This is a genomic window from Variovorax sp. Soil_C_26, assembly GCF_057657075.1.
Genome location: NZ_JBDGJC010000006.1, coordinates 351,824 through 373,706, shown reverse-complemented (window position 1 = coordinate 373,706; position 21,883 = coordinate 351,824). Strand labels below are relative to the sequence as shown.

The following is a 21,883-nucleotide window of genomic DNA, read 5'->3' as shown; positions in this document are numbered from 1 at the left end:
CCTGTCGGACAGCTCGACGGGCGGAAATTTCCGCTTACGCAGATTAACGGCGCAGACGAACTGCAAGGCGGTCAGCTACTTGTCGAGCCCGGCGAGGCAGACGTACTTCACCTCGAGGAAGTCGTCGAGGCCGTATTTCGAGCCCTCGCGTCCGAGCCCCGACTGCTTCACGCCGCCGAAGGGCGCTTCGGCCGTGGAGACGAGGCCGGTGTTGACGCCGACGATGCCCGATTCGAGCGCTTCGGCCACGCGCATGATGCGGCCGATGTCGCGGCTGTAGAAGTAGGCGGCAAGGCCGAACTCGGTGTCGTTGGCGGCTGCGATGGCCTCGTCCTCGGTGTCGAAGGCGAACACCGGCGCGAGCGGGCCGAAGCTCTCCTCGCGCGCGAACAGCATCGCGGGCGTGGCGCCGCCGATCACGGTGGGCTCGTAGAAGAGGCCGCCGAGCGCATGGCGCTTGCCGCCGACCAGCACCTTGGCGCCCTTGGCCACGGCATCGGCCACATGCTGCTCGATCTTCTCGATCGCCTTGTCATCGATCAACGGACCCTGGTTGACGCCGGGCTGGGTGCCGTCGCCGACCTTGAGCGCACGCACGCGCTCGACCAGCTTCTGCGTGAAGGTCTCGAGCACGCCGCGCTGCACGTAGATACGGTTGGCGCAGACGCAGGTCTGGCCGGTGTTGCGGTACTTGGAGACCATCGCGCCTTCGACCGCGGCGTCGATGTCGGCATCGTCGAACACGATGAAAGGCGCATTGCCGCCGAGCTCGAGCGAGAGCTTCTTGATGGTGTCGGCCGACTGCTTCATGAGCGTGCGGCCCACCTCGGTGGAGCCCGTGAAGCTGAGCTTGCGCACGACGGGGCTGCGCGTCATCTCGCCGCCGATCTTGCTGGCCGAACCGGTGAGCACCGACAGCACCCCGTCGGGCACGCCCGCGCGCTGCGCGAGCTCGGCGAAGGCCAGCGCCGAAAACGGCGTCTGCGTGGCGGGCTTCACCACCATCGAGCAGCCGGCCGCGAGCGCGGGGCCGGCCTTGCGCGTGAGCATGGCGGCGGGAAAGTTCCACGGCGTGATCGCGGCCGTGACGCCCACGGGCTGCTTGAGCGCGAGGATGCGGCGATCGGCCTGCGGCGCGGGAATGGTGTCGCCGTAGACGCGGCGCGCCTCTTCGGCGAACCACTCGATGAACGAGGCGGCATAGGCGATCTCGCCGCGGCTTTCGGCCAGCGGCTTGCCCTGCTCGGTGGTCATGATGAGCGCCAGGTCGTCCACGTTCGCGAGCATCAGGTCGTTGAGCCGGCGCAGGATGGCCGAGCGTTCCTTCGCGGGCAGGCGGGCCCAGGGTTTCTGCGCCTTCTCGGCCGCGGCGATGGCACGTTCGGTCTCGGCGGTGCCGCACATCGGCACTGTGCCGATCTGCTCGCCATTGGCGGGGTTGGTCACGGGCACGGTGGCGCCGTCGTCGGCGTCCACCCAAGCGCCCGCCACGCAGGCTTGCTGGCGCAGCAGGGTCGGGTCCTTGAGCTTCAATGGCATGGGATCGTCTCCAAAAAATAGGAATTGAACCGCTATTTGGCGTGGCATTCACCACAAAAGGGCCATTGATGGTGGAACTAAGGGCTATTGGGGATGAGTCCAGCCCCCGCCAGCCAGTAAGATCGCGCCCGCTTTTCACTGTCTAACCGTTTTGGGAGATCCCATGAAAAAACTCATCGCCTTCACGGCAATCGCCACCGCCGCCGTCGGCGCCTTTGCCCAGGACTTCCCGGCAGGCAAGACCGTCACGCTCGTCGTCCCGTTCGCGGCCGGCGGCCCCACCGACCGCGTCGCCCGCGACCTGGCCGAAGCACTGCAGAAGACGCTCGGCACGACCATCGTGGTGGACAACACCGCGGGTGCCGGCAGCTCGATCGGCACCGCCAAGGTGGCGCGCGCCAACGCCGACGGCCACACCCTGCTGCTGAACCACATCGGCATGTCGACGATGCCCGCGCTCTATCGCAAGCTGCCGTTCAAGGTCGAGAGCGACTTCGAATACCTCGGCATGGTCAACGAAGTTCCGATGACGCTGATCGGCAAGCCCACGCTGCCGGCCAACAACTACAAGGAACTGACCGCCTGGATGGCCGCCAACAAGGGCAAGATCAACCTCGGCAACGCCGGCCTGGGCGCCGCCTCGCACCTGTGCGGCCTGCTGTTCCAGAGCGCGGTCAAGCTCGAGATGACCACGGTTCCCTACAAGGGCACCGCGCCGGCGATCGCCGACCTGCTCGGCGGCCAGATCGACCTGCTGTGCGACCAGACCACCAACACCACGCCGCAGATCGAAGCCAAGAAGGTCAAGGCCTATGCCGTGACCACGGCCAAGCGCCTGACGACTCCGGCCCTGAAGGATCTGCCCACGCTCGACGAAGCCGGCCTGAAGGGCTTCGAAGTGTCGATCTGGCACGGCGTGTATGCGCCCAAGGGCACGCCGGCCCCGGTGCTGAAGAAGCTCAACGATGCAATCAAGGCCGCGATGAAGGACCCAGGCTTCATCAAGCGCCAGGAAGGCCTCGGCGCCGTGATCGTCACCGACAACCGCACCGACCCCGCCGAACACAAGAAGTTCGTCGCGGCCGAGATCGCCAAGTGGGGCCCGATCATCAAGGCTGCCGGCGTCTATGCAGACTGAAGCCCTCTGAGCTAAGACCCCTCGGCGAAAAAGCCGCCGCCCTCCCGGGCCGGCGGCTTTTTCTTTGGCACGGCGCCTGCTACTTCGGCCGTATCGCGTCGGCCGTGCCCTGGATGAACGCCTTGATGCTCTCGATGTCGTCGGCCGAGAGCTTGCCCGTGAAGTCGGGCATGCCGCGCGACATGGCCGGGCCCTTGAGCACGAACTTGTCGAGGTTCTCGATGTAGGCGGCGTCCATGTAGCCGAGGTTCGGGATGTTGCCGCCGCGGTCCACGCCGGGCACGCCGTGGCAGAAGACGCAGTTGCTCACGTAGAGCATGGTGCCGGCCTGCACCTTGGCGGGGTCGTACTTGACGCCCTGCAGCAGCTTGCCCAGCCGGTACTCCACGAACTCGGGCATCTTGGCGCTTCCGCCGACCGCGAAGGTGTAGACGGTGCCCGGCCCCTGGCGGTCGCTGGCGCGCTGCGCGAGGCCGTACACGCCGCCCCAGCCCACGGCCACCGACACGTACTGCTTGCCGTCGACCATGTAGGTGGACGGTGCCGCGACCACGCCGGTGCCGGTGGGCGTTTCCCAGAGCTTGTCGCCGGTCTTGGCGTTGTAGGCCACCAGGCGTCCGTCGGCCGTGCCCTGGAACACGAGGTTGCCCGCGGTGGTGAGCGTGCCGCCGTTCCACGGCGAGGCGTAGTCGACGCCCCAGGCTTCCTTCTGCTTCACCGGGTCCCAGGCGACGAGGCGGCCGAAGGGCTTCGACTTGGGCGCCTCCGCATTGAGGAACATGGCGGTGTTCCAGCCGAGCGCGGCATGCGGCCGGCCGGGCGCGTTCTGGTCGAAGGACCAGTCCTTGTCGTCCATGAGGTTCAGCGGCACATGCTGCGCCGGGATGTAGGCCAGCCCGGTCTGCGGGTTGAACGACATCGGGTGCCAGTTGTGCGCGCCGAACGGCCCGGGAATGCTGTCGCCGGGCTTCTGGTTCTGGCGCGCGGCGGCCACCTCGATGGGACGGCCGTTGGCGTCGTAGCCGGTGGCCCAGTTCACCTCGACGAAGTTCTTCGCCGAGATGAACTTGCCGTTGGTGCGGTCGATGACGAAGAAGAAGCCGTTCTTCGGCGCATGCAGGATCACCTTGCGCAGCTTGCCGCTGACCTTGAGGTCGGCCAGGATCATGGGCTGCGTGGCGGTGTAGTCCCAGTTGTCGCCGGGCGTCTCCTGGTAGTGCCACACGTACTTGCCGGTGTCGGGGTCGAGCGCCACGATCGAGCTCAGGTAAAGGTTGTCGCCGCCCTGCGGGCTGCGCTTCTTGTGCGCCCATGGCGAGCCGTTGCCGGTGCCGATGTACATCAGGTTGAGGTCGGCGTCGAACGCCATGGTGTCCCACGCGGTGCCGCCGCCGCCAGCCTCCCAGTACTTGCCAGACGGGTCCCAGGTCTTGGCGGCGCGCGCCATCGACTCGTCTTCGAAGGGCTTGGAGGGATCGCCCGGCACGGTGAACCAGCGCCATTTCTGTTCGCCCGTGGCGGCGTCGTAGGCGGTGACATAGCCGCGCACGCCGTACTCGGCGCCGCCGTTGCCGATGATGACCTTGCCCTTGATGACGCGCGGCGCGCCGGTGATGGTGTAGCTGCCCTTCTGGCCCTCGATGGTGTTCTTTTCCCAGAGCTTGCGACCGCTGGCGGCGTCGAGCGCGATGAGCCGGCCGTCGTAGGCGCCGACGAAAACCTTGCCCTGGTGCAGCGCCACGCCGCGGTTGACCACGTCGCAGCAGCCGCGAAAGCCCTTCGAGCGGTCGACCTGCGGGTCGAAGCTCCAGAGGCGCTGCCCGGTGCGCGTGTCGATCGCATGCACCACGCTCCACGAGGCCGTGACGTACATGATGCCGTCGACCACCAGCGGCGTGGCCTCGACGCCGCGCGTGGATTCGAGGTTGTACGACCAGACCAGGCCCAGCTGCTTGACGTTGCCGGCGTTGACCTGGTCGAGCCGGCTGAACCGCGTCTCGGCGTGGTCCAGCCCGTAGCTCGGCCAGTCGGGCGTCTTCTTCTGCGCGGCGTTGGCGCGGATGAAGTTGCCGTCGACGCGCTGCACGGCGGCTGCGGCGCGCGCCTGCGGATCGGAGGCCGTGCCCTGTTGTTGCTGCTGCTGCGCCGCAACCGGCGCCGCATTGGCAAGGCACAGCAGCGCGCCGGCGAGCAGACGCAGCCCGGGGTGGATCGTTCTTGTCATCGTGGGTCTCCTTTGTGCCGCAAGGATCGTTTGCGTCGCGTCCGCGTTCACCTTCGGGATTTCCCCAGTCCGGCGCTGTTCCATTGCGGAACACATTCGACGGGGCAGCAGCAAGCAGAACCCCACGAGGAGCAGCAACCCCATGGCATTCGACAGGCTGGGCACGGCGAATGCGCCGCGCCAACTCTTCTCCACCACGCCGGCGCAGCGCGTGGCGCTCGCGCGGCAGCAGTTCTTCGAGGAAGGCGTGCGCCCCTCGGGCCTGGTCGGCGAGGCGGTGATCCAGTCGTGGCTGCGCTGCAACCGCAACCACAGCGACCGCCGCCGCATCGTGCCGTTCGACGCGGTCACGCCGAGCCGGCTGCATGCCACGCTGGCACGCAACCGCGAGCTGCTCGACGTGGCGCGGCAGGAGCTCGCGAGCATGGAGAGCGCGCTCGCGGGCACCGACTGCCGCGTAATCCTCACCGACCGCGAAGGCGTGGTGGTGCATGTGACGCAGCACCCCGCCGCGGCCCACCAGCCGGTGCTGCGCAAGACGGCGCGCGTGGGCGTGAACATCTCCGAACGCATCGTCGGCACCACGGCGCCCGGCATCGTGGCGACCACGGGACAAGCCTGCACGGTCGACGGCGCGGAGCACTACTTCGAGGTGCTGTCGCAGATGCAGTGCGCGGCGGCGCCGATCCGCGACGTGAGCGGCCGGCTCGCGGGCGTGCTCGACCTCACGGCGGAGGCGCGGCGCTTCGGCTTTGACGCCGCGTCGATGGTCGCGCTCTATGCCACGATCATCGAGAACCGCCTGCTGCAGGCGCAGTCGCGCGACCACCTGATCCTGCGCTTCCAGGCCAGCCCGAACCTGCTCGGCACCCCGATGGAGGCACTGGCCGGCGTGGCGCCCGACGGCACCATCGCCTGGCTCAACGGCGCCGGCGCGCGCCTGATCGGCCGCCTGCCCGAGGCTGCGGGCGAGCGCGACGTCGAGTCGATGCTGGGCCACGACCTGGCGAGCCTGCTGCGGCTGCAGCGGCGCGACGCCGCGCAGCCGCTGCGGCTTGCGAGCGGCCTGGGCGTGTGGGTGCAGGCTAGCCTGAAGGCCGCCGACGGCGCCGACTTCCGCCATGCGGTCGCGGTGCCGGGCGATGCGGCGGCGCCGGCGCTGGTGACGCCGAGCGTGCCGCACGGCGACATGGCGGCGGCAATGGAAGAGGACGAACAGGACGCACCGGCCTCATCCACCCAGGCCGGCACGCTGCGCGAACACAGCCGCAAGCTCATCGAGGAAACACTCGCCGCGCACGGCGGCAACGTGTCGCAGGCCGCGCGCCAATTGCGCGTGTCGCGCGGCACGCTCTACCGGCGGCTGCGCGGCTGGCGCGAAGGATAGACGCCCCCCGAAGCGCCTTCGGCGCCTCCCCCCACTGGGGGGCGCACCCGGCGGCCCGGCGAAGCCGGTTCCGCGGGTGCGCTGGCTCAATACGGCGATCAATTCGAGCGCTTCGGCAACGCGTAAGCAATGACGCTGTCGCCCGTCTTCGTTCCAAGCGAGCCGTGGCCGCCCGCGGCCACCACCACATACTGCCGCCCGTCGGCGCCGCGATAGCTCATGGGCGTGGCCTGTCCGCCCGCCGGCAGGCGGCTGCGCCAGAGCTCCTTGCCGTTGGTCACGTCGTAGGCGCGCATGTAGTAGTCGAGCGTGCCCGATAGAAAGGCCACGCCGCCGGCCGTCATGAGCGGCCCGCCGAGGCTCGGCACGCCCATCGCGAAGGGCAGCGGCAACGGCGAACTGTCGCGCACGGTGCCGTTCTTGTGCATCCACACCACGCGGCCGGTGCGCAGGTCGGCACCCGCCACATAGCCCCAGGGCGGTGCCTGGCAGGGCAGGCCGAATACCGAGGTGAACGCGCGCAGCTGCACCGCGAAGGGCGCGCCGAAGTTCTCGTTGAGCGCGGGCAGGCTGTCGCTCGGCCGAGCCTTGCCCTGCACGTAGAGCGTGGTGTCGTCGGCGCGCGGGATCAGCTTCGACACGAAGGCCAGCGACGCCGGCGTGGTGAAAGCGAGCTGCCGCTGCGGATCGACCGCGATGCCGCCCCAGTTGAAGACACCGAAGTTGCCCGGATAGATGAGCGAGCCCTGCGTGGACGGCGGCGTGTAGCGGCCCTCGTAGCGCAGCCGGTGGAACGCGATGCGGCAGGCGAGCTGGTCGAACACCGTGCCGCCCCACATGTCGGCCGGCGTGAGCGCGGGCGGATCGAACGACAGGGCCGATACCGGCTGCGTGAGCGATGTGTGGTCGCCCTCGGCCGCGCCCTGCGGCGCGGGGCGCTCATAGACCTTCACCACCGGTTCGCCGTTGCGCCGGTCGAGCACGAACAGCTCGCCCTGCTTGGTCGGCTGCACCAGCGCGGGCACGGTGTCGTTGCCCACGCGCAGGTCGGTGAGCGTGGGCTGCGACGGCACGTCGTAATCCCACAGGTCGTGGTGCACGGTCTGGAAGCTCCAGCGCACGCGGCCGGTGGCCAGGTCGAGCGCCACCACCGCGGACGAATAGCGCTCTGCGCCTTCGGTGCGATTGCCGCCCCACTGGTCGGGCGGCTGGTTGCCCATGGGCACGTAGACCATGCCAAGCGCCTCGTCCACGCTCGAGATCGACCAGCTGTTGGGCGAGTTGGCGGTGTAGGTGCGGTCGGGCGCGATGGGCGCGGTCTCGTCGGGGTTGCCCGCGTCCCAGTTCCAGACCAGTGCGCCGGTGTCGATGTCGAAGGCCCGGATCACGCCCGAGGTCTCCTCGGTGGAGACGTTGTCGAGCACCGTGCCGCCTACGATGATGAGCGATTTCGTCACCACCACCGGCGAGGTCGAGTAGTACGCGCCGGGCTTCACGTTGGGCATGTTCTTCCACAGGTCGATCTGCCCGCTGCCGCCGCCGAAGCGCATGCAGGGCTTGCCGCTTTCGGGGTTCAGCGCAATGACGCGGCCGTCGGCCGTGGGCATGAAGAGCTTGGCATCGCAGTCGGCGCCCGCGCTGGCTGTGGCGTCAGGGCGCACGGCGCTGCCGGGGTCGTAAGACAGGCCGCGGCAGGTCAGGTGCTGCAGCGCGAGCGGACGCCGGATCTCGGGCGTGTAGCGCCAGAGCTGCTCGCCCGTGGTGGCGTTCAGTGCCACCACCGACTGGTGCGGCGTGCAGAGAAAGAGCCGCTCACCGATCTTCAGTGGCGTGACCTCGAAGGTCGTCTCCTCCGGATCGCCGGGCTGGCCGCGCACGTCGCCGGTGCGAAAGTGCCACGCCTCCTCGAGCTGGCCGACGTTGGCCGGCGTGATCTGGTCGAGCGCCGAATAGCGCTGGCCCATGCCGGTTCCGCCGTAGGCGGTCCAGTCGTCCGCGGGCGGGGCCGGGCTGCCGGCAGCTGCGGCAACGCCCGGCGCGGCAGTTGCTGCGGGCGGCGTGGCCGTGCCTTCGATGCGATGCGGCTGGCGCGTCATGGCCACCACTGCGGCAGCCAGGAAGACCAGCAGCACGACGCCGAGAAAGCCGCGCGCGGGCGCCACGCCCGCGGTGCTGCGCCGTGCCAACGCACGCGCGACCCAGGGCGTGAGCAGGAACGCGCCGATGACGAAGAACACATCGCCGCGCGCCGCGAGCGGCCACCAGTCGAAGCCGACTTCCCACAGCGCCCAGCCGAGCGTGAACGCGACCACGATGGCGTAGACCCAGAGGCCGGCGCCGCCGCCGCGCGGCAGCAGCAGCGCCGCCACGAGCAGCCCCAGCCCCGCGACGAGGTAGTACCACGAGCCGCCGAGCATGACGAGCCAAGCGCCGGCGGCTGCAAGGCCGAGGCCGGCCAGGCCGATGACCACGGCCGTGGCAATTAGCAACGCCGACCGCCTGGTGTGTGGCGGTTCGGATGTGGAAGAAGACGCACGGGGATGCACAGCAGTGTCGGTCATGGCGAGGCGCTTTCGATGCCAGGCGCGAGGGCGGGGCGCGCCATTGATGGACACCCCAGACTAGGTAAAGCACAGGGCCTTGTGCGTAGGCCGAGCGCGCAATTGTGCGCGGATGGCTGCTCAGGCCGGCGCAGCGATGCGTGCGGCGCGGGCCCGGCGCGCACGCGCATCGGGCTGGAGCGGCCGCAGGTACTCATGCAATGCGAGCGCCGCGGCGCCCACGGCCGCGGCCAGCTCGCCGTAGCGCGCAATGCGCAGCGCGGGCGCGGGCATGCCGGCCGCCTCGGCATGGCGCTGCACCTGCGCGAAGGCGGCCTCCGCGAAACGCGCGTCGCCGGTGCACGACTTGCCGCCGAGCACGATCGCGCGCGGATCGAAGGTGACCCAGAGGTTCTGCAGCAGCACGCCGAGAAAGGCGCCCGCCTGCGCCACGCCGGGCGCTTCGCGCTCGAGCGCGCGCGATCCGAAGAACGCCTCGGCGCAGCCGTTGCGCCCGCACGAGCAGCGCGGCCCATCACGCTGCAGGATGGTGTGACCGATCTCGCCTGCCATGCCCTGCGCACCGGTGAAGAGCCGGTCGTTGAGCACCACGCCCGCGCCCACGCCCACGTCGCAGCTGACGAAGATCAGCGGCTCGCCGCCCTCACCCCCGCCATCGCTGCCATCGCTTCCGAACTCGTACTCGCCGAGCGCTGCGGCGTCGGCGTCGTTCTGCAGCTGCACGGTGACGCCGGGCAGCTTCGCCTCGGCCAGCGCCTGCTCGAGCGCGGGCAGCAGGCTCACGTTGCGCCAGCCGAGGTTGGGCGCGAAGCGGACCACGCCGGTGCAGTCGTCCACCGCGCCGGGCACGCCCACGCCGATGCTCGACAGCTGCAGTCCGGCCCGGCGCAGTTGCCGGTGCGCAGCGGCAGCCATGCGCGCAACCTGCGCACACACGCCGGCCGGCGCGCTGTCGGCCAGCGCCTGGCGCTCGGCATGGAGCACCTCGCCCTGCAGCGACACGCAGGCCAGGCGCACCGTCTCGACCGCGATCTCCACGCCCATCAGCGCGCGCACGCCGGTGTTGATGCGCAGCGGCGTCGAAGGCCGGCCGAGCCCGTCGGCCGCGATGGCGCCGGCCTCGCTGAGCCAGCCTTCGTCGAGCAGCTCGCGCACCAGCAGGCTCACGGTGGACTTGGTGAGCCCGCTCGCACCCGACAGCCGCGCGCGCGACAGGCCGGGCTGCGCGCGCAGCAACCGCAGCAGCACGCTGCGGTTCATGCGCTTGAGCAGCTGCTGGTCGCCGATGTTCACGGAGCCGCTTCCACGGGAGGGCCAGGGTTCACCGCGGGGCCTGTTCCTTTCCCTCGGGGCGCTTGCCGGCAATGATCATGCCGAGCACCTCGTCCTCGGTGACGTCGGCGGTGCGGTAGGTGCCGACCAACCGGCCGTTCTTCATCACCGCCACGCGGTCGCTGAGCGCGAACACGTCGGGCATGTCGTGCGTGATGAGGAAAATGCCCACGCCATCGGCCTTGAGCTGCTTGACGAGGCCGCCGACCATCGCCGTCTCTTCCGGGCCGAGCGCGGCGCAGGGCTCGTCCATGATGAGGATGCGGGCGTTGAAGTACAGCGCACGCGAGATCGCCACCACCTGCCGCTGGCCACCCGAGAGCCGCCGCACGGGCGTGCGGATGTTGCTGAAGTTGCGGTTGAGGCGCTGGAACACCTTGCGCGCCTCGACCTCCATGAAATGGTCGTCGAGCGTGTTCCAGCGCGTCATCTTCTCGCGGCCCAGGAACAGGTTCGCCACCGCGTCGAGGTTGTCGGCCAGGGCCAGCGTCTGGTAGATGGTTTCGATGCCGAGCGCCTGCGCTTCGGAGGGGGTGCGGATCTGCACCGTCTCGCCCGCGACCAGCGTCTCGCCCGCATCGACCGGGTAGGCGCCCGCGAGCATCTTCATGAGCGTGGACTTGCCCGCGCCGTTGTGGCCGAGCAGCGCGACCACTTCGCCGGCATGCAGGTTCACGCTCACGCCGTCGACGGCCTTCACGCCGCCGAAGGCCTTGCGGATCTCGCGCAATTCGACGAGCGGCCGGGATGTATCGGTGGCCATCATGTCAGTTCTCGCCGAACCTGCGGCGGTACAGCACGTCGAACACCACCGCCACGATCAGCACCTGCCCGATGATCACCATGCGCTTGCCGATCGGCACGTCGAGCAGCAGCATGCCGCTGTCGAGCGACTGCATGATCAGCGCGCCGAGCACCGAGCCGAAGATCGAGCCGGTTCCGCCCGCGAGCGCCGTGCCGCCGATGACGGCCGCCGCGATCACGTAGAGCTCCATGCCGGTGCCGAGCGAATTGGTGCCCGCGTTGAGCCGCGCGATCGACACGATCGCTGCCACCGTGACCAGCACCGCGAGCAGCGCGAACAGCATCAGCGTGACGCGCTTGACCGGAATGCCCACCAGCGCCGCCGCATCGGGGTTGCCGCCCATCGCGAACACGTAGCGGCCGAAGCGCGTGCGGTGCACGATGAACGACAGCACCACGGCGACCACGGCCCAGATCAGCACCGGGATCGGCAGGCCCTGCGGCGCGTCCTTGGAGGCGATCTGGTAGCTGTTCATGACCGCCGCGAACCCGAGCACCACCGCCGCCGGCACGGCCGTGAGCAGCAGCGCAAGCCAGAGCGGCTCGTTGGGCATGCCGTGGTGCGCGCGTGCGCGGCGCTTCTGCAGCATGCGCGCAAACAGCACCAGCGCCACGAAGCCCGCGAGCGCCCATGTGGCGGCGGTACCGATGCCGCCGTCGTAGCCGCCGCCCAGGCGCTGGAAGAACTCGTCGTTCACCGGCTGGGTCTTGCCGTCGGCCACCAGGAACGCCGCACCGCGGAACGACATCAGTCCGCCGAGCGTGACGACGAACGAGGGCACGCCGAGCATCGCCGTGAGCCAGCCCTGGTAGATCGAGACCAGGAGCGCCACTGCGAGCCCCGCGAGGCAGGCCGCGGGCCACGACCAGCCCGAGGTGTACTGCAGGTAGGCGATCAGCACGCCGACGAAGCCCATCACCGAGCCGACCGACAGGTCGATGTGGCGCGCCACGATGACCAGCACCATCACGGTCGACACGATGCCCACCACCGCCGTCTGCTGCGCCACGTTGTAGAGGTTCTCGGGCGACAGGAACACGCCGCCCGAGAGCATGTTGAAGACCACGCCCATCGCGACCAGCAGCACGCTCATCAGCGCCAGCCGCAGGTCGATGCCGGTGCGCCGCCAGAGGCCCGGCGTCGTTGGATCGCCCATCTGCCTGCTTACTTGCAGGCGGCCGGCGCGTTGGCCGCGGGCACACCCTTGCAGAGTTCGTCCTTCTTGATCCAGCCGGCCTTGACCACCACGTCGAGGTTGTCGCGCGTGATCGGCACCGGCGTGAGCAGGCGCGACTGCAGCGCGATCTTCTTCGGCCCGGCATTCCAGGTCGCGGCCTTCTCGGCCGGCTTGCCCTGCGACAGCGCGATCGCGGCATTGGCGGCCTCGCGGCCGAGTTCGCGCGAGTCCTTGAAGATGGTCGCGGTCTGGGTGCCGAGCGCAATGCGGTTGAGCGCCGCGAAGTCGGCGTCCTGGCCCGACACCGGAATGCCGCGCAGCCCCTTGGCCGTGAGCGCCGCCACTGCGCCGCCCGCGGTGCCGTCGTTGGCCGCCACCACGGCATCGACCTTGTTGCCGACCTTGGTGAGGATCTGCTCCATGTTCTTCTGCGCGACCTCGGGCTTCCAGCCCTCGGTGTATTCGTCGCCCACGATCTTGATGTCGCCCTTCTTCACCGCGGCATCGAGCACCTCCTGCTGGCCTGCGCGCAGGAAGTCGGCGTTCGGGTCGCTCGGCGAGCCTTTGATGATCACGTAGTTGCCCTTGGGCTTGACCTTGAACACCTCGCGCGCCTCCATGCGCCCGACCTCGACGTTGTCGAAGGTGATGTAGAAGACGCCGGGCGCCTCGATCAGGCGGTCGTACGCCACCACCGGCACCTTCTGCCGCGTGGCCTTGGTGACGGCGGGCAGGATCGCGTCCTTGTCCATCGCCAGCACGATCAGCGCCTTGGCGCCCTTGGCCATCAGGCCCTCGATGTCGCCGAGCTGCTTCTCGGGCGAGCCGCCCGCGTCGGCGCTGATGTACTTGGCGCCGAGCTTCTCGAGCTGGGCCTTGATCGCGGCCTCGTCGGTCTTCCAGCGCTCTTCCTGAAAGTTGGACCAGCTCACGCCGACCACGGTCTGCGCCAGCGCGCTCGCCGCAGTGAGGCCGAAGGCCATGGCGGCCAGGGAGTGCTTGAGGTGCATCGGTGTCTCCTTGGGCGCGCGCCCAACAATGTAAGAAATTAGTTAGTTCGACCGGCGAATTAACTATCCCATCGTGCGGAGGTGCTGGGCACCCGGGAATTCCCGGGGCGGCGGTGCCCGGTTTTCGGGCGCACGCCAACTTTCGTTTCATCGAAATCGGTGATGCTCAGCAACGAAACATATCGTTTTCATTCATGCCTTGCGCTGCGTAGAGTTTCGGGTTTCCGCATTCCACACAGGAGCCGAACCATGCACCCCTCCCCCGCCCGCATTCCGTTCCACCTGGCTTTTCCCGTGCGCGACATCGCCGAAGCCCGCGCCTTCTATGGCGGGCTGCTCGGCTGCCCCGAAGGCCGTAGCGCGCCGGAATGGGTGGACTTCGACTTTCACGGCCACCAGATCGTGGCGCACCTCGCGCCCGACGAATGCGGCCACAAGGCGCATGGCGCGGTCGACGGGCACGCTGTGCCGGTGCGGCACTTCGGCGCCATCCTCCCGATGGACCAGTGGCAGGCCCTGGCCGACAGGCTCGCGGCACGCCACGTCGAATTCATCATCGAGCCCTACATCCGCTTCAAGGGCGAGCCCGGGGAACAGGCCACGATGTTCTTTCTCGATCCCTCGGGCAATGCGATCGAGATGAAATCGTTCGCCAACCTCGATGCGCTGTTCGCGACCTGAGGCGCATCGATCATGCATGTCGATCGATCCTTGAGTTGGGCATCGATCCTTGCGATGCTCGGTGGATGATCAGTGAACTCAAGACCTTCATCGCCGTCTGCCGCCACGGCACCTTCGTCGCGGCGGGCGAGCGGATCGGGCTGACGCAGTCGGCCGTCAGCAGCCAGATCAAGCGGCTCGAAGACTCGCTCGGCTTCGCGCTCTTCGACCGGACCGGCCGCTCCGCCACGCTGAATGCGGCCGGGGAGAGCACGCTGGCGCGTGCGGTGGAGATCTGTGCCCTGTACGACCGACTCGGCGAGCCTCCGGCGGACGATGGTGCAGAAGGCGGGCTGCTGCGGATCGGCGCCATTGCCTCGACCCAGTCGACGCTCCTTGCGCGCGCACTCGCGAAGCTGCGCAAGGCTGCGCCGTCGCTGCGCGTGCACGTGTCGCCGGGCGTGTCGATGCGGTTGATGGACGACCTCGACGCGGGCACGATCGACGCGGCGCTGATCATCCGGCCGCCCTTCGGCATGCCGCCGGAGTTGCGCTGGCAGACGCTGGTGCGCGAGCGCTACGTGCTCGCCGCACCGGAGGCACTGCCGGGAAGGGACTGGCGACGCCTGCTGCAGGAACAGCCCTTCCTGCGCTACGACCGCGCCTCTTTCGGCGGGCGCATGGTCGAGCGGTTCCTGCGGCGCGAGGGCATCGCCGTCAACGAGTCGATCGAGGTCGACGAGATCCCGGGGCTCATCCACATGGCAGCCAAGGGGTTGGGCGTGGCGCTCGTGCCGATGGTCGAGGCGCACCTGCCTTTGCCGGCCGGCGTGCGCACGATCTCGCTCGGCCAGGCCACCTTCCACCGCGAGGTCGGCCTGCTGCAGCGCGCGCCGCAGTCCAGCCCGGCCGTGGTGGGCCGGCTTGCGCAATGCCTGCAGGAGGCAGTGCGCAAGGGTTCGGCGGCAGCGGGCCGCAACAGCAAGGGCACGGGGTAAGCCCGGTTTCGCCACCTCGTCACGCTTGATACGATTTTTGCCGCAACGCCGATCCCACAGGCGCTGGAGACAAGATGGACAAGCGCAACGACATCCCCGCCGGCGAGGCGCTCTACCGAACGATGGTGCGCATCCGAGCGTTCGAGAATGCCGCCGAGACGGCCAGCCAGGGCGGCGTGAGCGCCTATGGCCAGGAAGCCGCCGGCAGCGCGCATGTGCGCGGGCCGCTGCACCTGTCGACCGGCCAGGAGGCGGTGCCCGCGGGCGTGTGCGCGCACCTGCGCACAAGCGACTACCTCACCTCCACGCACCGCGGCCACGGCCACACGCTCGCCAAGGGCGCCGACCTCTCTCGCATGATGTGCGAGCTGTTCGGCAAAGCCTCGGGCTTCAACGGCGGCAAGGGCGGCTCGATGCACATTGCCGACTTCTCGGTCGGCATGCTCGGCGCCAACGGCGTGGTGGCCGCGGGCCTGCCGATCGCCGTGGGCGCGGCGCATGCGCAGAAGCTGCTGGGCGCGGTGGACGGCGGCATCACCGCCTGCTTCTTCGGTGACGGCGCGATCAACCGCGGCCCGTTCCTCGAAGCCCTGAACTGGGCGCGGGTGTATGCGCTGCCCGTGCTCTTCGTCTGCGAGGACAACCGCTGGAGCGCCACCACGGCAAGCGGGCCGATGAGGGCCGGCGACGGCGCCTCGGCGCGCGCGGCGTCGATGGACATCGCGGCCACGCAGGTCGACGGCAACGACGTGTTCGCGGTGCACGAGGCCGCGGCGGCGCTGGTGGGCGAGGTGCGCGGCGGCGGCGGGCCGCGCCTGCTGCATGCGCTGACCTACCGCGTGAAAGGGCACGTGTCGGTCGACGTGGCGGCGTACCGCGACCCGGCCGAGCTGGCCGCGGCGCTCGAGACCGATCCCATCGCGCGCGCCCGCGGCCGGCTGCTCGCGGCCGGCGTCGATGCGGCCGTGCTCGACGCGATCGAGAACGCGGCGCGCGACGAGGTCGCCGCCGCGCTGGCCGCGGCCGACGCGGCGCCCTGGCCCGAGCCCGGCGCCGCATTCACCGACGTGCAGACCACCGGAGCCGGGCAATGGCATTGACGATCGACAAGCAGGAACTCAGCTATTCGGAGGCCGCGGTGCGCGCGGTGGCGCGCGAGATGCAGGCCGACGCCCGCGTGGTGGTGCTCGGCGAGGACGTGGGCCGCGGCGGCATCTTCGGCCAGTACAAGGGGCTGCAGCAGCGCTTCGGCGAAGGCCGCGTGATCGACACGCCGATCAGCGAGGCCGCGATCATGGGCGCCGGCGTCGGCATGGCGCTCGCGGGCCTGCGCCCGGTGGTCGAGATGCGCGTGGTCGACTTCGCGCTCTGCGGCATGGACGAACTCGTGAACCAGGCCGCCAAGAACCGCTTCATGTTCGGCGGCCAGGGCCGCGTGCCGCTGGTGGCGCGCATGCCGGGCGGCATCTGGGATGCGTCGGCCGCGCAGCATTCGCAATCGCTCGAAGCCTGGTTCGCCCACCTGCCGGGGCTGGTGGTGGTGTGCCCCTCGACGCCGCAAGACAACTACAGCCTGCTGCGCGCGGCGATGCAGTGCGGCGATCCGGTGGCCTACATCGAGCACAAGACGCTCTGGGGCCTGCGCGGCGAGGTCGACGAAGATCTGGCCGTGCCGCTCGGCCTGGCGCGCCGCGTGCGCGAAGGCGATGCGCTCACGCTCGTGAGCTGGAGCCGCCAGATGCAGGCCTGCGCCGCCGCCTGCGAAACGCTGGCGGCCGAAGGCATCGCGGTCGACCTGATCGACCTGCGCACCCTCTGGCCCTGGGACCGCGAGACGGTGCTCGGTTCGTGCACGCGCACCGGGCGCCTGCTGGTGGTGCACGAGGCGGTGCAGGTGGCTGGCTTCGGCGCCGAGATCGCCGCGAGCGCCGCCGAGGCGACGGGCTGCCGCGTGGCGCGGCTCGGTGCGCCGCGCATCCCGGTCGGCTATGCGCCGGTGCTCGAGGCCGCGTCGCGCGTGGGCGCCGAAGCCATCGCGGCGGCGGCGAGGAAGCTGGTCGGCCAGGGGCGCTGAACAGGCCCGTGGCGCCGTGGACCCGCTGTTCTTCAAGCTGGTGCGGGTGGTCAACCTGACCGCGCGGCCCTTTCATGAGCGCGTGGGGCGCGAGCACCAGCTCACGCTCAACGAATGGCGCGCGATGGCAGTGCTCGGCGCGCAGCCCGGGCTCACCGCCACGCAGGTGGCCGAACTGACGGGGCTCGACAAGATGGCCGTGAGCCGCGCGCTCGCGGGCCTCCGGCGCCACAAGCGCATGCAGCGCCACCACGACCCGACCGACCAGCGCCGCGCGCGGCTTCACCTCACGGCGGCCGGCAAGGCGCTGCATGCCATCGTGAGTGCGCTGGGGCGCGAGCGCGAGGCCGAGCTGTTCGCGGGCGTGTCGGGCGACGAGCTGGCGCGGCTCGACGCCACGCTCGACAAGCTCGTCGCGGCCGTGCAGCGCGCCGGTTGATCAGGCCGCGAAGCCGCCGTCGATGTTGAGGCTGGCGCCGGTCACGAAGCCCGCCTCGGGCCCTGCGAGGTAGGCCACCATCGCGGCGATCTCTTCGGGCCGCGCATGGCGCGCCACGGCCATCAATCCGTGCATCGCGGCGGCGTTGGGGCCATCGACCGGGTTCATGTCGGTGTCGACCGGACCTGGCTGCACGTTGTTGACCGTGATGCCTCGCGGTCCCAGGTCGCGCGAGAGGCCCTGCACCAGGCCCTTGAGTGCCGACTTGCTCATGGCATAGGCACTGAAGCCGGGCCAGGGCGCGCGCTCGGCATTGGTGCTGCCGATGTTGATGATGCGGCCGCCCTCGCCCATGTGGCGCACGGCGGCCTGGGCCGCGACGAACACCGCGCGCACGTTGACCTGCCAGGTGCGGTCGAAATCGGCGAGCGGCATGTCGTCGACGGTGCCGGGCAGGAAGACGCCGGCATTGTTGACCAGCACGTCGATGCGGCCGAGCCGGCGCGCGGCATCGTCGATGCCCGCGGTGAGCGCGGCGGCGTCGGCGCTGTCGATCTTGAGCGCCAGCGCGCGGCCGCCCTCGGCCTCGATGCTGCGCACGAGCGCCTCGGCCGGGCCGGCCGAGCTGGCATAGCTGAAAGCGACGGCCGCGCCGTCCTGGACGAGCCGGCGCACGATGGCGGCACCGATGCCGCGCGAGCCGCCGGTCACGAAAGCGGTCTTGCCCGAAAGGGGCCGGGAAAGGGTCGAATTGGGAGCCATGTGGATTCCTTGTTTTGTGAATGGACAGGCTCAGTTTGGGCATTCGATTACCTTTGCGGTAGCCCATAATCAGCGCAATCAGATTCAACCAAGGGTTGAAAAATAGCGTGATGGCGCCCCCTCTCAACCACCTCGAATCCTTTGTGCAGAGTGCCGATAGCGGCAGCTTCTCGGCCGCGGCGCGGCGGCTCGGGCTCACGCCGGCCGCCGTCAGCAAGAACGTGGCACGGCTCGAGGCCAGTCTCGGCGTGCGGCTGTTCCAGCGCAGCACGCGACGCCTCACGCTGACCGAAGGCGGCGAGCGCTTCCTGCGGCAGATCGGCGGGGCGCTCGCGACGCTGCAGGACGCGGTGGCCGGCATCACGCACCAGGACGGCCAACCCGCCGGCACGCTCAAGGTCAGCATGGGCCAGGCCTTCGGCCGCGAGCATGTGCTGCCGATGATGGGCGACTTCCTGGCACGCTATCCGGCGATCCTGCCCGACTGGCATTTCGACAACCGGCAGGTGGACCTCGTGGGCGAAGGCTTCGACGCGGCGATCGGCGGCGGCATCGAGCTCCCGCCCGGGCTGGTGGCGCGCGAGCTGGCGCGCATCCATGTGGTCGCGGTGGCCGCGCCCGCCTACTTCGCGAACCGCGCCCTGCCCGCGGAGCCGGCCGACCTTGCCCAGCTCGATGCGCTGGTGCGCCGCTCCTCGCCGACGGGCCGCCTGCGCAGCTGGACGCTGCAGCATGCCGATGGCCGCCGGGCCACGGTCGAGCAGCCGCGCCCGCGCGCGATCTTCAACGACCCGGAGGCGATCGCGCATGCCGCGCTCATGGGCCTGGGCGTGGCGATGCTGCCGATGCCCTTCGTCGAGCGCGGCCTGCGAAGCGGCGCGCTGGTGCGCCTGCTGCCCGCCTGGCACTTCGACGCGGGCGCGCTGTGGCTCTACTACCCCAGCAAAAAGCTGCTGCCCGCCAAGACGCGCGTGTTCATCGACTTCATCCTGGAACGCTTTCGAAGCGAAGGCTTCGCCGCGCGCATGCACGCGGCCTGAAGAAGAATTTCCCACCGGACGCCCGGGGTTTTACCTGCGGCGCCTGCCATCGTTAGCCTGTACAAACGCCGTATGACTTTTTCATTCAAACCGACCCGCCGCGCTGCACTTGCAGCCTCCGCCGCAGCCGTAGCAGCCCTCGTGGCCATGCCCTCGTGGGCCCAGGGCACCTGGCCCACCAAGCCGGTGCGCATCGTCGTGCCCTTTGCGGCCGGCGGCACCACCGACATCCTCGCGCGCGCCGTGGCGCCCGAGCTCTCGAAGGCCTTCGGCCAGCAGTTCATCGTCGACAACCGTGCCGGCGCCGGCGGCAACGTGGGCGCCGAGATCGTGGCTCGTTCGCAGAACGACGGCTACACGCTGTTGATGGGCACCGTGGGCACGCACGGCATCAACCGGGCGCTCTATCCCAAGCTGGCGTTCGACCCGATCAAGGACTTCGCGCCCGTCACGCTGGTGGCCGCGGTGCCGAACGTGATGGAGATGAATGCCGAGAAAGCGAAGGAACTGAACATCCGCAACGTGCAGGATTTCATCAAGTACGCCAAGGCGAACCCGGGCAAGCTCAACATGGCGTCGAGCGGCAACGGCACCTCGATCCACCTGGCGGGCGAACTCTTCAAGAGCATGACGGGCACCTTCATGGCGCACATCCCGTACAAGGGCTCGGGCCCGGCGCTGCTCGACATGGTGGCCGGCAACGCCGACGTGATGTTCGACAACCTGCCTTCATCGATGGCGCAGATCAAGGGCGGCAAGCTCACCGCCCTGGCCGTGACCAGCGCGCAGCGCTCACCGGCCCTGCCCGACGTTCCGACCGTCGAAGAGGCGGGCGGACCGGCACTCAAGGGCTTCGAGGCGAGTTCGTGGTTCGGCCTGCTCGCACCGGCCGGCACGTCGCCCGAGATCGTGAACCGCATTCAGCAGGAAGTGGCGAAGTCGCTCGCCACGCCGGCCATCAAGGAGAAGATGCTCGCCCAGGGCGCAATCCCGAGCGGCAACACGCCGGCCGACTTCACGAAGCTGATCGCCAGCGAGCACGTGAAGTGGGCAAAGGTCGTGAAGGACTCCGGCGCGAAAGTGGACTAAGGACACCCCCCGAAGCGGCTCACTTCGTGTAGCCGCCTCCCCCACTGGGGGGCGCACCCAGTGGCCCGGCAAAGCCGGTTCCACGGGTGCCCTGGCTCAGGCCGCGGCTTGCGCGGCGCGAGGGCCTTTTTCCCGCGTCAGGTCGTCCAGGTGACGTCCTTTTGCTCGGCGAGTGAATCCTTGAGCATGTGAAGCAACGGGGCCGCGCGCTGGTGCAGGCCGACATGCTGCTTTTCGGCATCGTCGTCATGGCCTTCGACGACGTGGTCGTCATGGTTGTGCGCATTGCCGGACTCGCGGGCCACAGCGGACTCCAGTGCGGCAATGGCGGCCGGGATCTGTTCGACAGTGATGACGCCCTGGGGCGCAGCCGGCTTGCCGACGACGTCGAGCAGTTGGCGCGCGTGCGCCTCGAGCATCACGAACTCCGGCGTGGCGCGGGACTGGAATCGATAGAGCATGCAGGTCCTTCCTTGATCACTTGTAGATGTAGTCACGGGCAAAAGGGTACACCGATTGCGCGCCGCGCAGCGCGCCGCGGTCGACCTTGCCGTCGGGCCGGGTGGAAAGCATCTGGTGCAGCGAGATCCAGCCCTGCTCGAAGCTCATCGCCGAACCCGCGAGATAGAGCCGGTAGGCGCGCACGATGCGCTCGGCATTCTCGCCCTGGCGCCCACCGGTTCGCCTGAGCACCTCGAGCGCGGTGTCGAGCTGCGCCTCGAGCGCATCCGACCAGGCCCAGAGCGTGCGCGCATAGTGCGGACGCAGGCTTTCGGTGTCGACCATCTCGAGGCCCGCGGCAGCCGTTTCGCGCAGCACGTGCGTCACGTGCAGCAGCTCGCCGCCCGGGAAGATGTACTTCTCGATGAAGTTGCCCATGCCCGCCCCGAGCTGGCGGTAGTCGAGCTGGCCCGAGGTGATGCCGTGGTTCAGCACCAGGCCGCCCGGCTTGAGCAGTGCGTAGACCTGGCGAAAATAGGTCGGCATGTTGGCCGAACCCACGTGCTCGAACATGCCAACCGATGAGATCTTGTCGAAGGGCGCGTCGAGCGGAAGCTCGCGGTAGTCGCGCAGTTCGACGCGCACGCGATGCTGCAGGCCTTTTTCTTCGATCAGCCGCTGCACGTGCGCATGCTGGTTCTTCGACAGGGTGATGCCGGTCGCGTCCACGCCGTAGTGCTCGGCCGCCCAGAGCAGCAACCCGCCCCAGCCCGAGCCGATGTCGAGGAAGCGCTCGCCCGGCTGCAGCATCAGCTTGCGGCAGATGTGGTCGAGCTTGGCCTCCTGCGCCTGGGCCAGCGTGAGGTCGGGCGTTCGGAAGTAGGCGCACGAATAGACCCGGCGCGGGTCGAGCCACAGCGCGTAGAAATCGTCGGAGACGTCGTAGTGGAACTGGATCTGCTCCGCGTCCTTGTGGAGCGAATGCGAGCCGCGGGACTTGGCGAGCCGCAGCAGGCGGGTCCACCAGATGGTGTCTGTTTCGGCCGGGTTGCCCGGCAGCATGCCGACCGTCGCATCGATGATGTCGCGCATCGCGCCTTCGATCTGGACCTTGCCCTCCACATAGGCCTCGCCGATGGCGCCCACCTGGCGCGCGGCGAGCTGGGCCAGGGCCGACCACTCCCTGAATGCCAGGGTCACACGCGAC

General features: G+C 69.4%; 19 protein-coding genes. 9 read left to right on the top strand and 10 right to left on the bottom strand.

Features of this window, described 5'->3' with window-relative positions; genetic code table 11:
• Nucleotides 1–75: 75 nt before the first annotated feature.
• A complete protein-coding gene (locus AC3A6G_RS19585) occupies nucleotides 76–1,539 on the bottom strand; it encodes an NAD-dependent succinate-semialdehyde dehydrogenase (protein ID WP_487874383.1) in 1,464 nt (487 codons plus the stop codon).
• A 163-nt stretch (nucleotides 1,540–1,702) separates the two neighbouring features.
• Here AC3A6G_RS19585 and AC3A6G_RS19580 point away from each other — a divergent pair, with 163 nt between their 5' ends.
• The gene (locus tag AC3A6G_RS19580; RefSeq protein WP_487860994.1) at nucleotides 1,703–2,677 is read left to right on the top strand and encodes a tripartite tricarboxylate transporter substrate-binding protein; all 975 of its coding nucleotides are present in this window, start codon (nucleotides 1,703–1,705) and stop codon (nucleotides 2,675–2,677) included.
• 79 nt (nucleotides 2,678–2,756) lie between these two features.
• On the opposite strand, the gene AC3A6G_RS19575 is transcribed toward AC3A6G_RS19580, so the two are convergent.
• Nucleotides 2,757–4,901, bottom strand: coding sequence for a PQQ-dependent dehydrogenase, methanol/ethanol family (locus AC3A6G_RS19575; RefSeq protein WP_487864617.1), 2,145 nt, complete (start codon nucleotides 4,899–4,901; stop codon nucleotides 2,757–2,759).
• A 142-nt stretch (nucleotides 4,902–5,043) separates the two neighbouring features.
• Here AC3A6G_RS19575 and AC3A6G_RS19570 point away from each other — a divergent pair, with 142 nt between their 5' ends.
• Nucleotides 5,044–6,288 carry a helix-turn-helix domain-containing protein gene (locus AC3A6G_RS19570; RefSeq protein ID WP_487874382.1) on the top strand — a complete coding sequence of 415 codons (1,245 nt, stop codon included), beginning with the start codon at nucleotides 5,044–5,046 and terminating at the stop codon, nucleotides 6,286–6,288.
• 98 nt (nucleotides 6,289–6,386) lie between these two features.
• On the opposite strand, the gene AC3A6G_RS19565 is transcribed toward AC3A6G_RS19570, so the two are convergent.
• The 5 genes from AC3A6G_RS19565 to xylF form a co-directional block, all read right to left on the bottom strand.
• Complete coding sequence (locus tag AC3A6G_RS19565) at nucleotides 6,387–8,849, bottom strand: membrane-bound PQQ-dependent dehydrogenase, glucose/quinate/shikimate family (RefSeq protein WP_487874381.1); 2,463 nt, start codon at nucleotides 8,847–8,849, stop codon at nucleotides 6,387–6,389.
• 120 nt (nucleotides 8,850–8,969) lie between these two features.
• Entirely contained in the window at nucleotides 8,970–10,142 is a 1,173-nt protein-coding gene (locus AC3A6G_RS19560) for an ROK family transcriptional regulator (protein WP_487874380.1), read from the bottom strand.
• Between the two features lie 28 nt (nucleotides 10,143–10,170).
• A complete protein-coding gene (locus AC3A6G_RS19555; protein WP_487874379.1) occupies nucleotides 10,171–10,947 on the bottom strand; it encodes an ATP-binding cassette domain-containing protein in 777 nt (258 codons plus the stop codon).
• Between the two features lies 1 nt (nucleotide 10,948).
• Entirely contained in the window at nucleotides 10,949–12,142 is a 1,194-nt protein-coding gene (locus tag AC3A6G_RS19550) for a sugar ABC transporter permease (protein ID WP_487860988.1), read from the bottom strand.
• An 8-nt stretch (nucleotides 12,143–12,150) separates the two neighbouring features.
• A complete protein-coding gene (gene xylF, locus AC3A6G_RS19545; RefSeq protein WP_487860987.1) occupies nucleotides 12,151–13,173 on the bottom strand; it encodes a D-xylose ABC transporter substrate-binding protein in 1,023 nt (340 codons plus the stop codon).
• A 249-nt stretch (nucleotides 13,174–13,422) separates the two neighbouring features.
• Between xylF and AC3A6G_RS19540 the strand changes: the two genes are divergently transcribed.
• The 5 genes from AC3A6G_RS19540 (at nucleotide 13,423) to AC3A6G_RS19520 (ending at nucleotide 17,344) form a co-directional block, all read left to right on the top strand.
• On the top strand, nucleotides 13,423–13,854 hold the full coding sequence (locus AC3A6G_RS19540; RefSeq protein ID WP_487860986.1) for a VOC family protein: 432 nt from the start codon (nucleotides 13,423–13,425) through the stop codon (nucleotides 13,852–13,854).
• Between the two features lie 65 nt (nucleotides 13,855–13,919).
• On the top strand, nucleotides 13,920–14,831 hold the full coding sequence (locus AC3A6G_RS19535; RefSeq protein ID WP_487874378.1) for a LysR family transcriptional regulator: 912 nt from the start codon (nucleotides 13,920–13,922) through the stop codon (nucleotides 14,829–14,831).
• Nucleotides 14,832–14,905: 74 nt separating this feature from the next.
• Complete coding sequence (locus AC3A6G_RS19530) at nucleotides 14,906–15,931, top strand: thiamine pyrophosphate-dependent dehydrogenase E1 component subunit alpha (RefSeq protein WP_487860984.1); 1,026 nt, start codon at nucleotides 14,906–14,908, stop codon at nucleotides 15,929–15,931.
• Complete coding sequence (locus AC3A6G_RS19525; protein ID WP_487860983.1) at nucleotides 15,922–16,905, top strand: alpha-ketoacid dehydrogenase subunit beta; 984 nt, start codon at nucleotides 15,922–15,924, stop codon at nucleotides 16,903–16,905. The genes AC3A6G_RS19530 and AC3A6G_RS19525 overlap by 10 nt, the downstream gene beginning before the upstream one ends.
• A gap of 16 nt (nucleotides 16,906–16,921) precedes the next feature.
• A complete protein-coding gene (locus AC3A6G_RS19520; protein WP_487860982.1) occupies nucleotides 16,922–17,344 on the top strand; it encodes a MarR family winged helix-turn-helix transcriptional regulator in 423 nt (140 codons plus the stop codon).
• Here AC3A6G_RS19520 and AC3A6G_RS19515 read toward each other — a convergent pair whose 3' ends face one another.
• On the bottom strand, nucleotides 17,345–18,106 hold the full coding sequence (locus tag AC3A6G_RS19515) for an SDR family oxidoreductase (protein WP_487860981.1): 762 nt from the start codon (nucleotides 18,104–18,106) through the stop codon (nucleotides 17,345–17,347).
• Nucleotides 18,107–18,216: 110 nt separating this feature from the next.
• Here AC3A6G_RS19515 and AC3A6G_RS19510 point away from each other — a divergent pair, with 110 nt between their 5' ends.
• Both AC3A6G_RS19510 and AC3A6G_RS19505 read left to right on the top strand, forming a co-directional pair.
• The gene (locus AC3A6G_RS19510; RefSeq protein ID WP_487860980.1) at nucleotides 18,217–19,146 is read left to right on the top strand and encodes a LysR family transcriptional regulator; all 930 of its coding nucleotides are present in this window, start codon (nucleotides 18,217–18,219) and stop codon (nucleotides 19,144–19,146) included.
• Nucleotides 19,147–19,218: 72 nt separating this feature from the next.
• Nucleotides 19,219–20,235 carry a Bug family tripartite tricarboxylate transporter substrate binding protein gene (locus tag AC3A6G_RS19505; RefSeq protein WP_487860979.1) on the top strand — a complete coding sequence of 339 codons (1,017 nt, stop codon included), beginning with the start codon at nucleotides 19,219–19,221 and terminating at the stop codon, nucleotides 20,233–20,235.
• A 137-nt stretch (nucleotides 20,236–20,372) separates the two neighbouring features.
• On the opposite strand, the gene AC3A6G_RS19500 is transcribed toward AC3A6G_RS19505, so the two are convergent.
• Together AC3A6G_RS19500 and AC3A6G_RS19495 are read right to left on the bottom strand one after the other, a co-directional pair.
• The gene (locus AC3A6G_RS19500) at nucleotides 20,373–20,696 is read right to left on the bottom strand and encodes a DUF1840 domain-containing protein (RefSeq protein WP_487860978.1); all 324 of its coding nucleotides are present in this window, start codon (nucleotides 20,694–20,696) and stop codon (nucleotides 20,373–20,375) included.
• Nucleotides 20,697–20,712: 16 nt separating this feature from the next.
• On the bottom strand, nucleotides 20,713–21,876 hold the full coding sequence (locus AC3A6G_RS19495) for a class I SAM-dependent methyltransferase (protein ID WP_487874377.1): 1,164 nt from the start codon (nucleotides 21,874–21,876) through the stop codon (nucleotides 20,713–20,715).
• Nucleotides 21,877–21,883 lie beyond the last annotated feature (7 nt).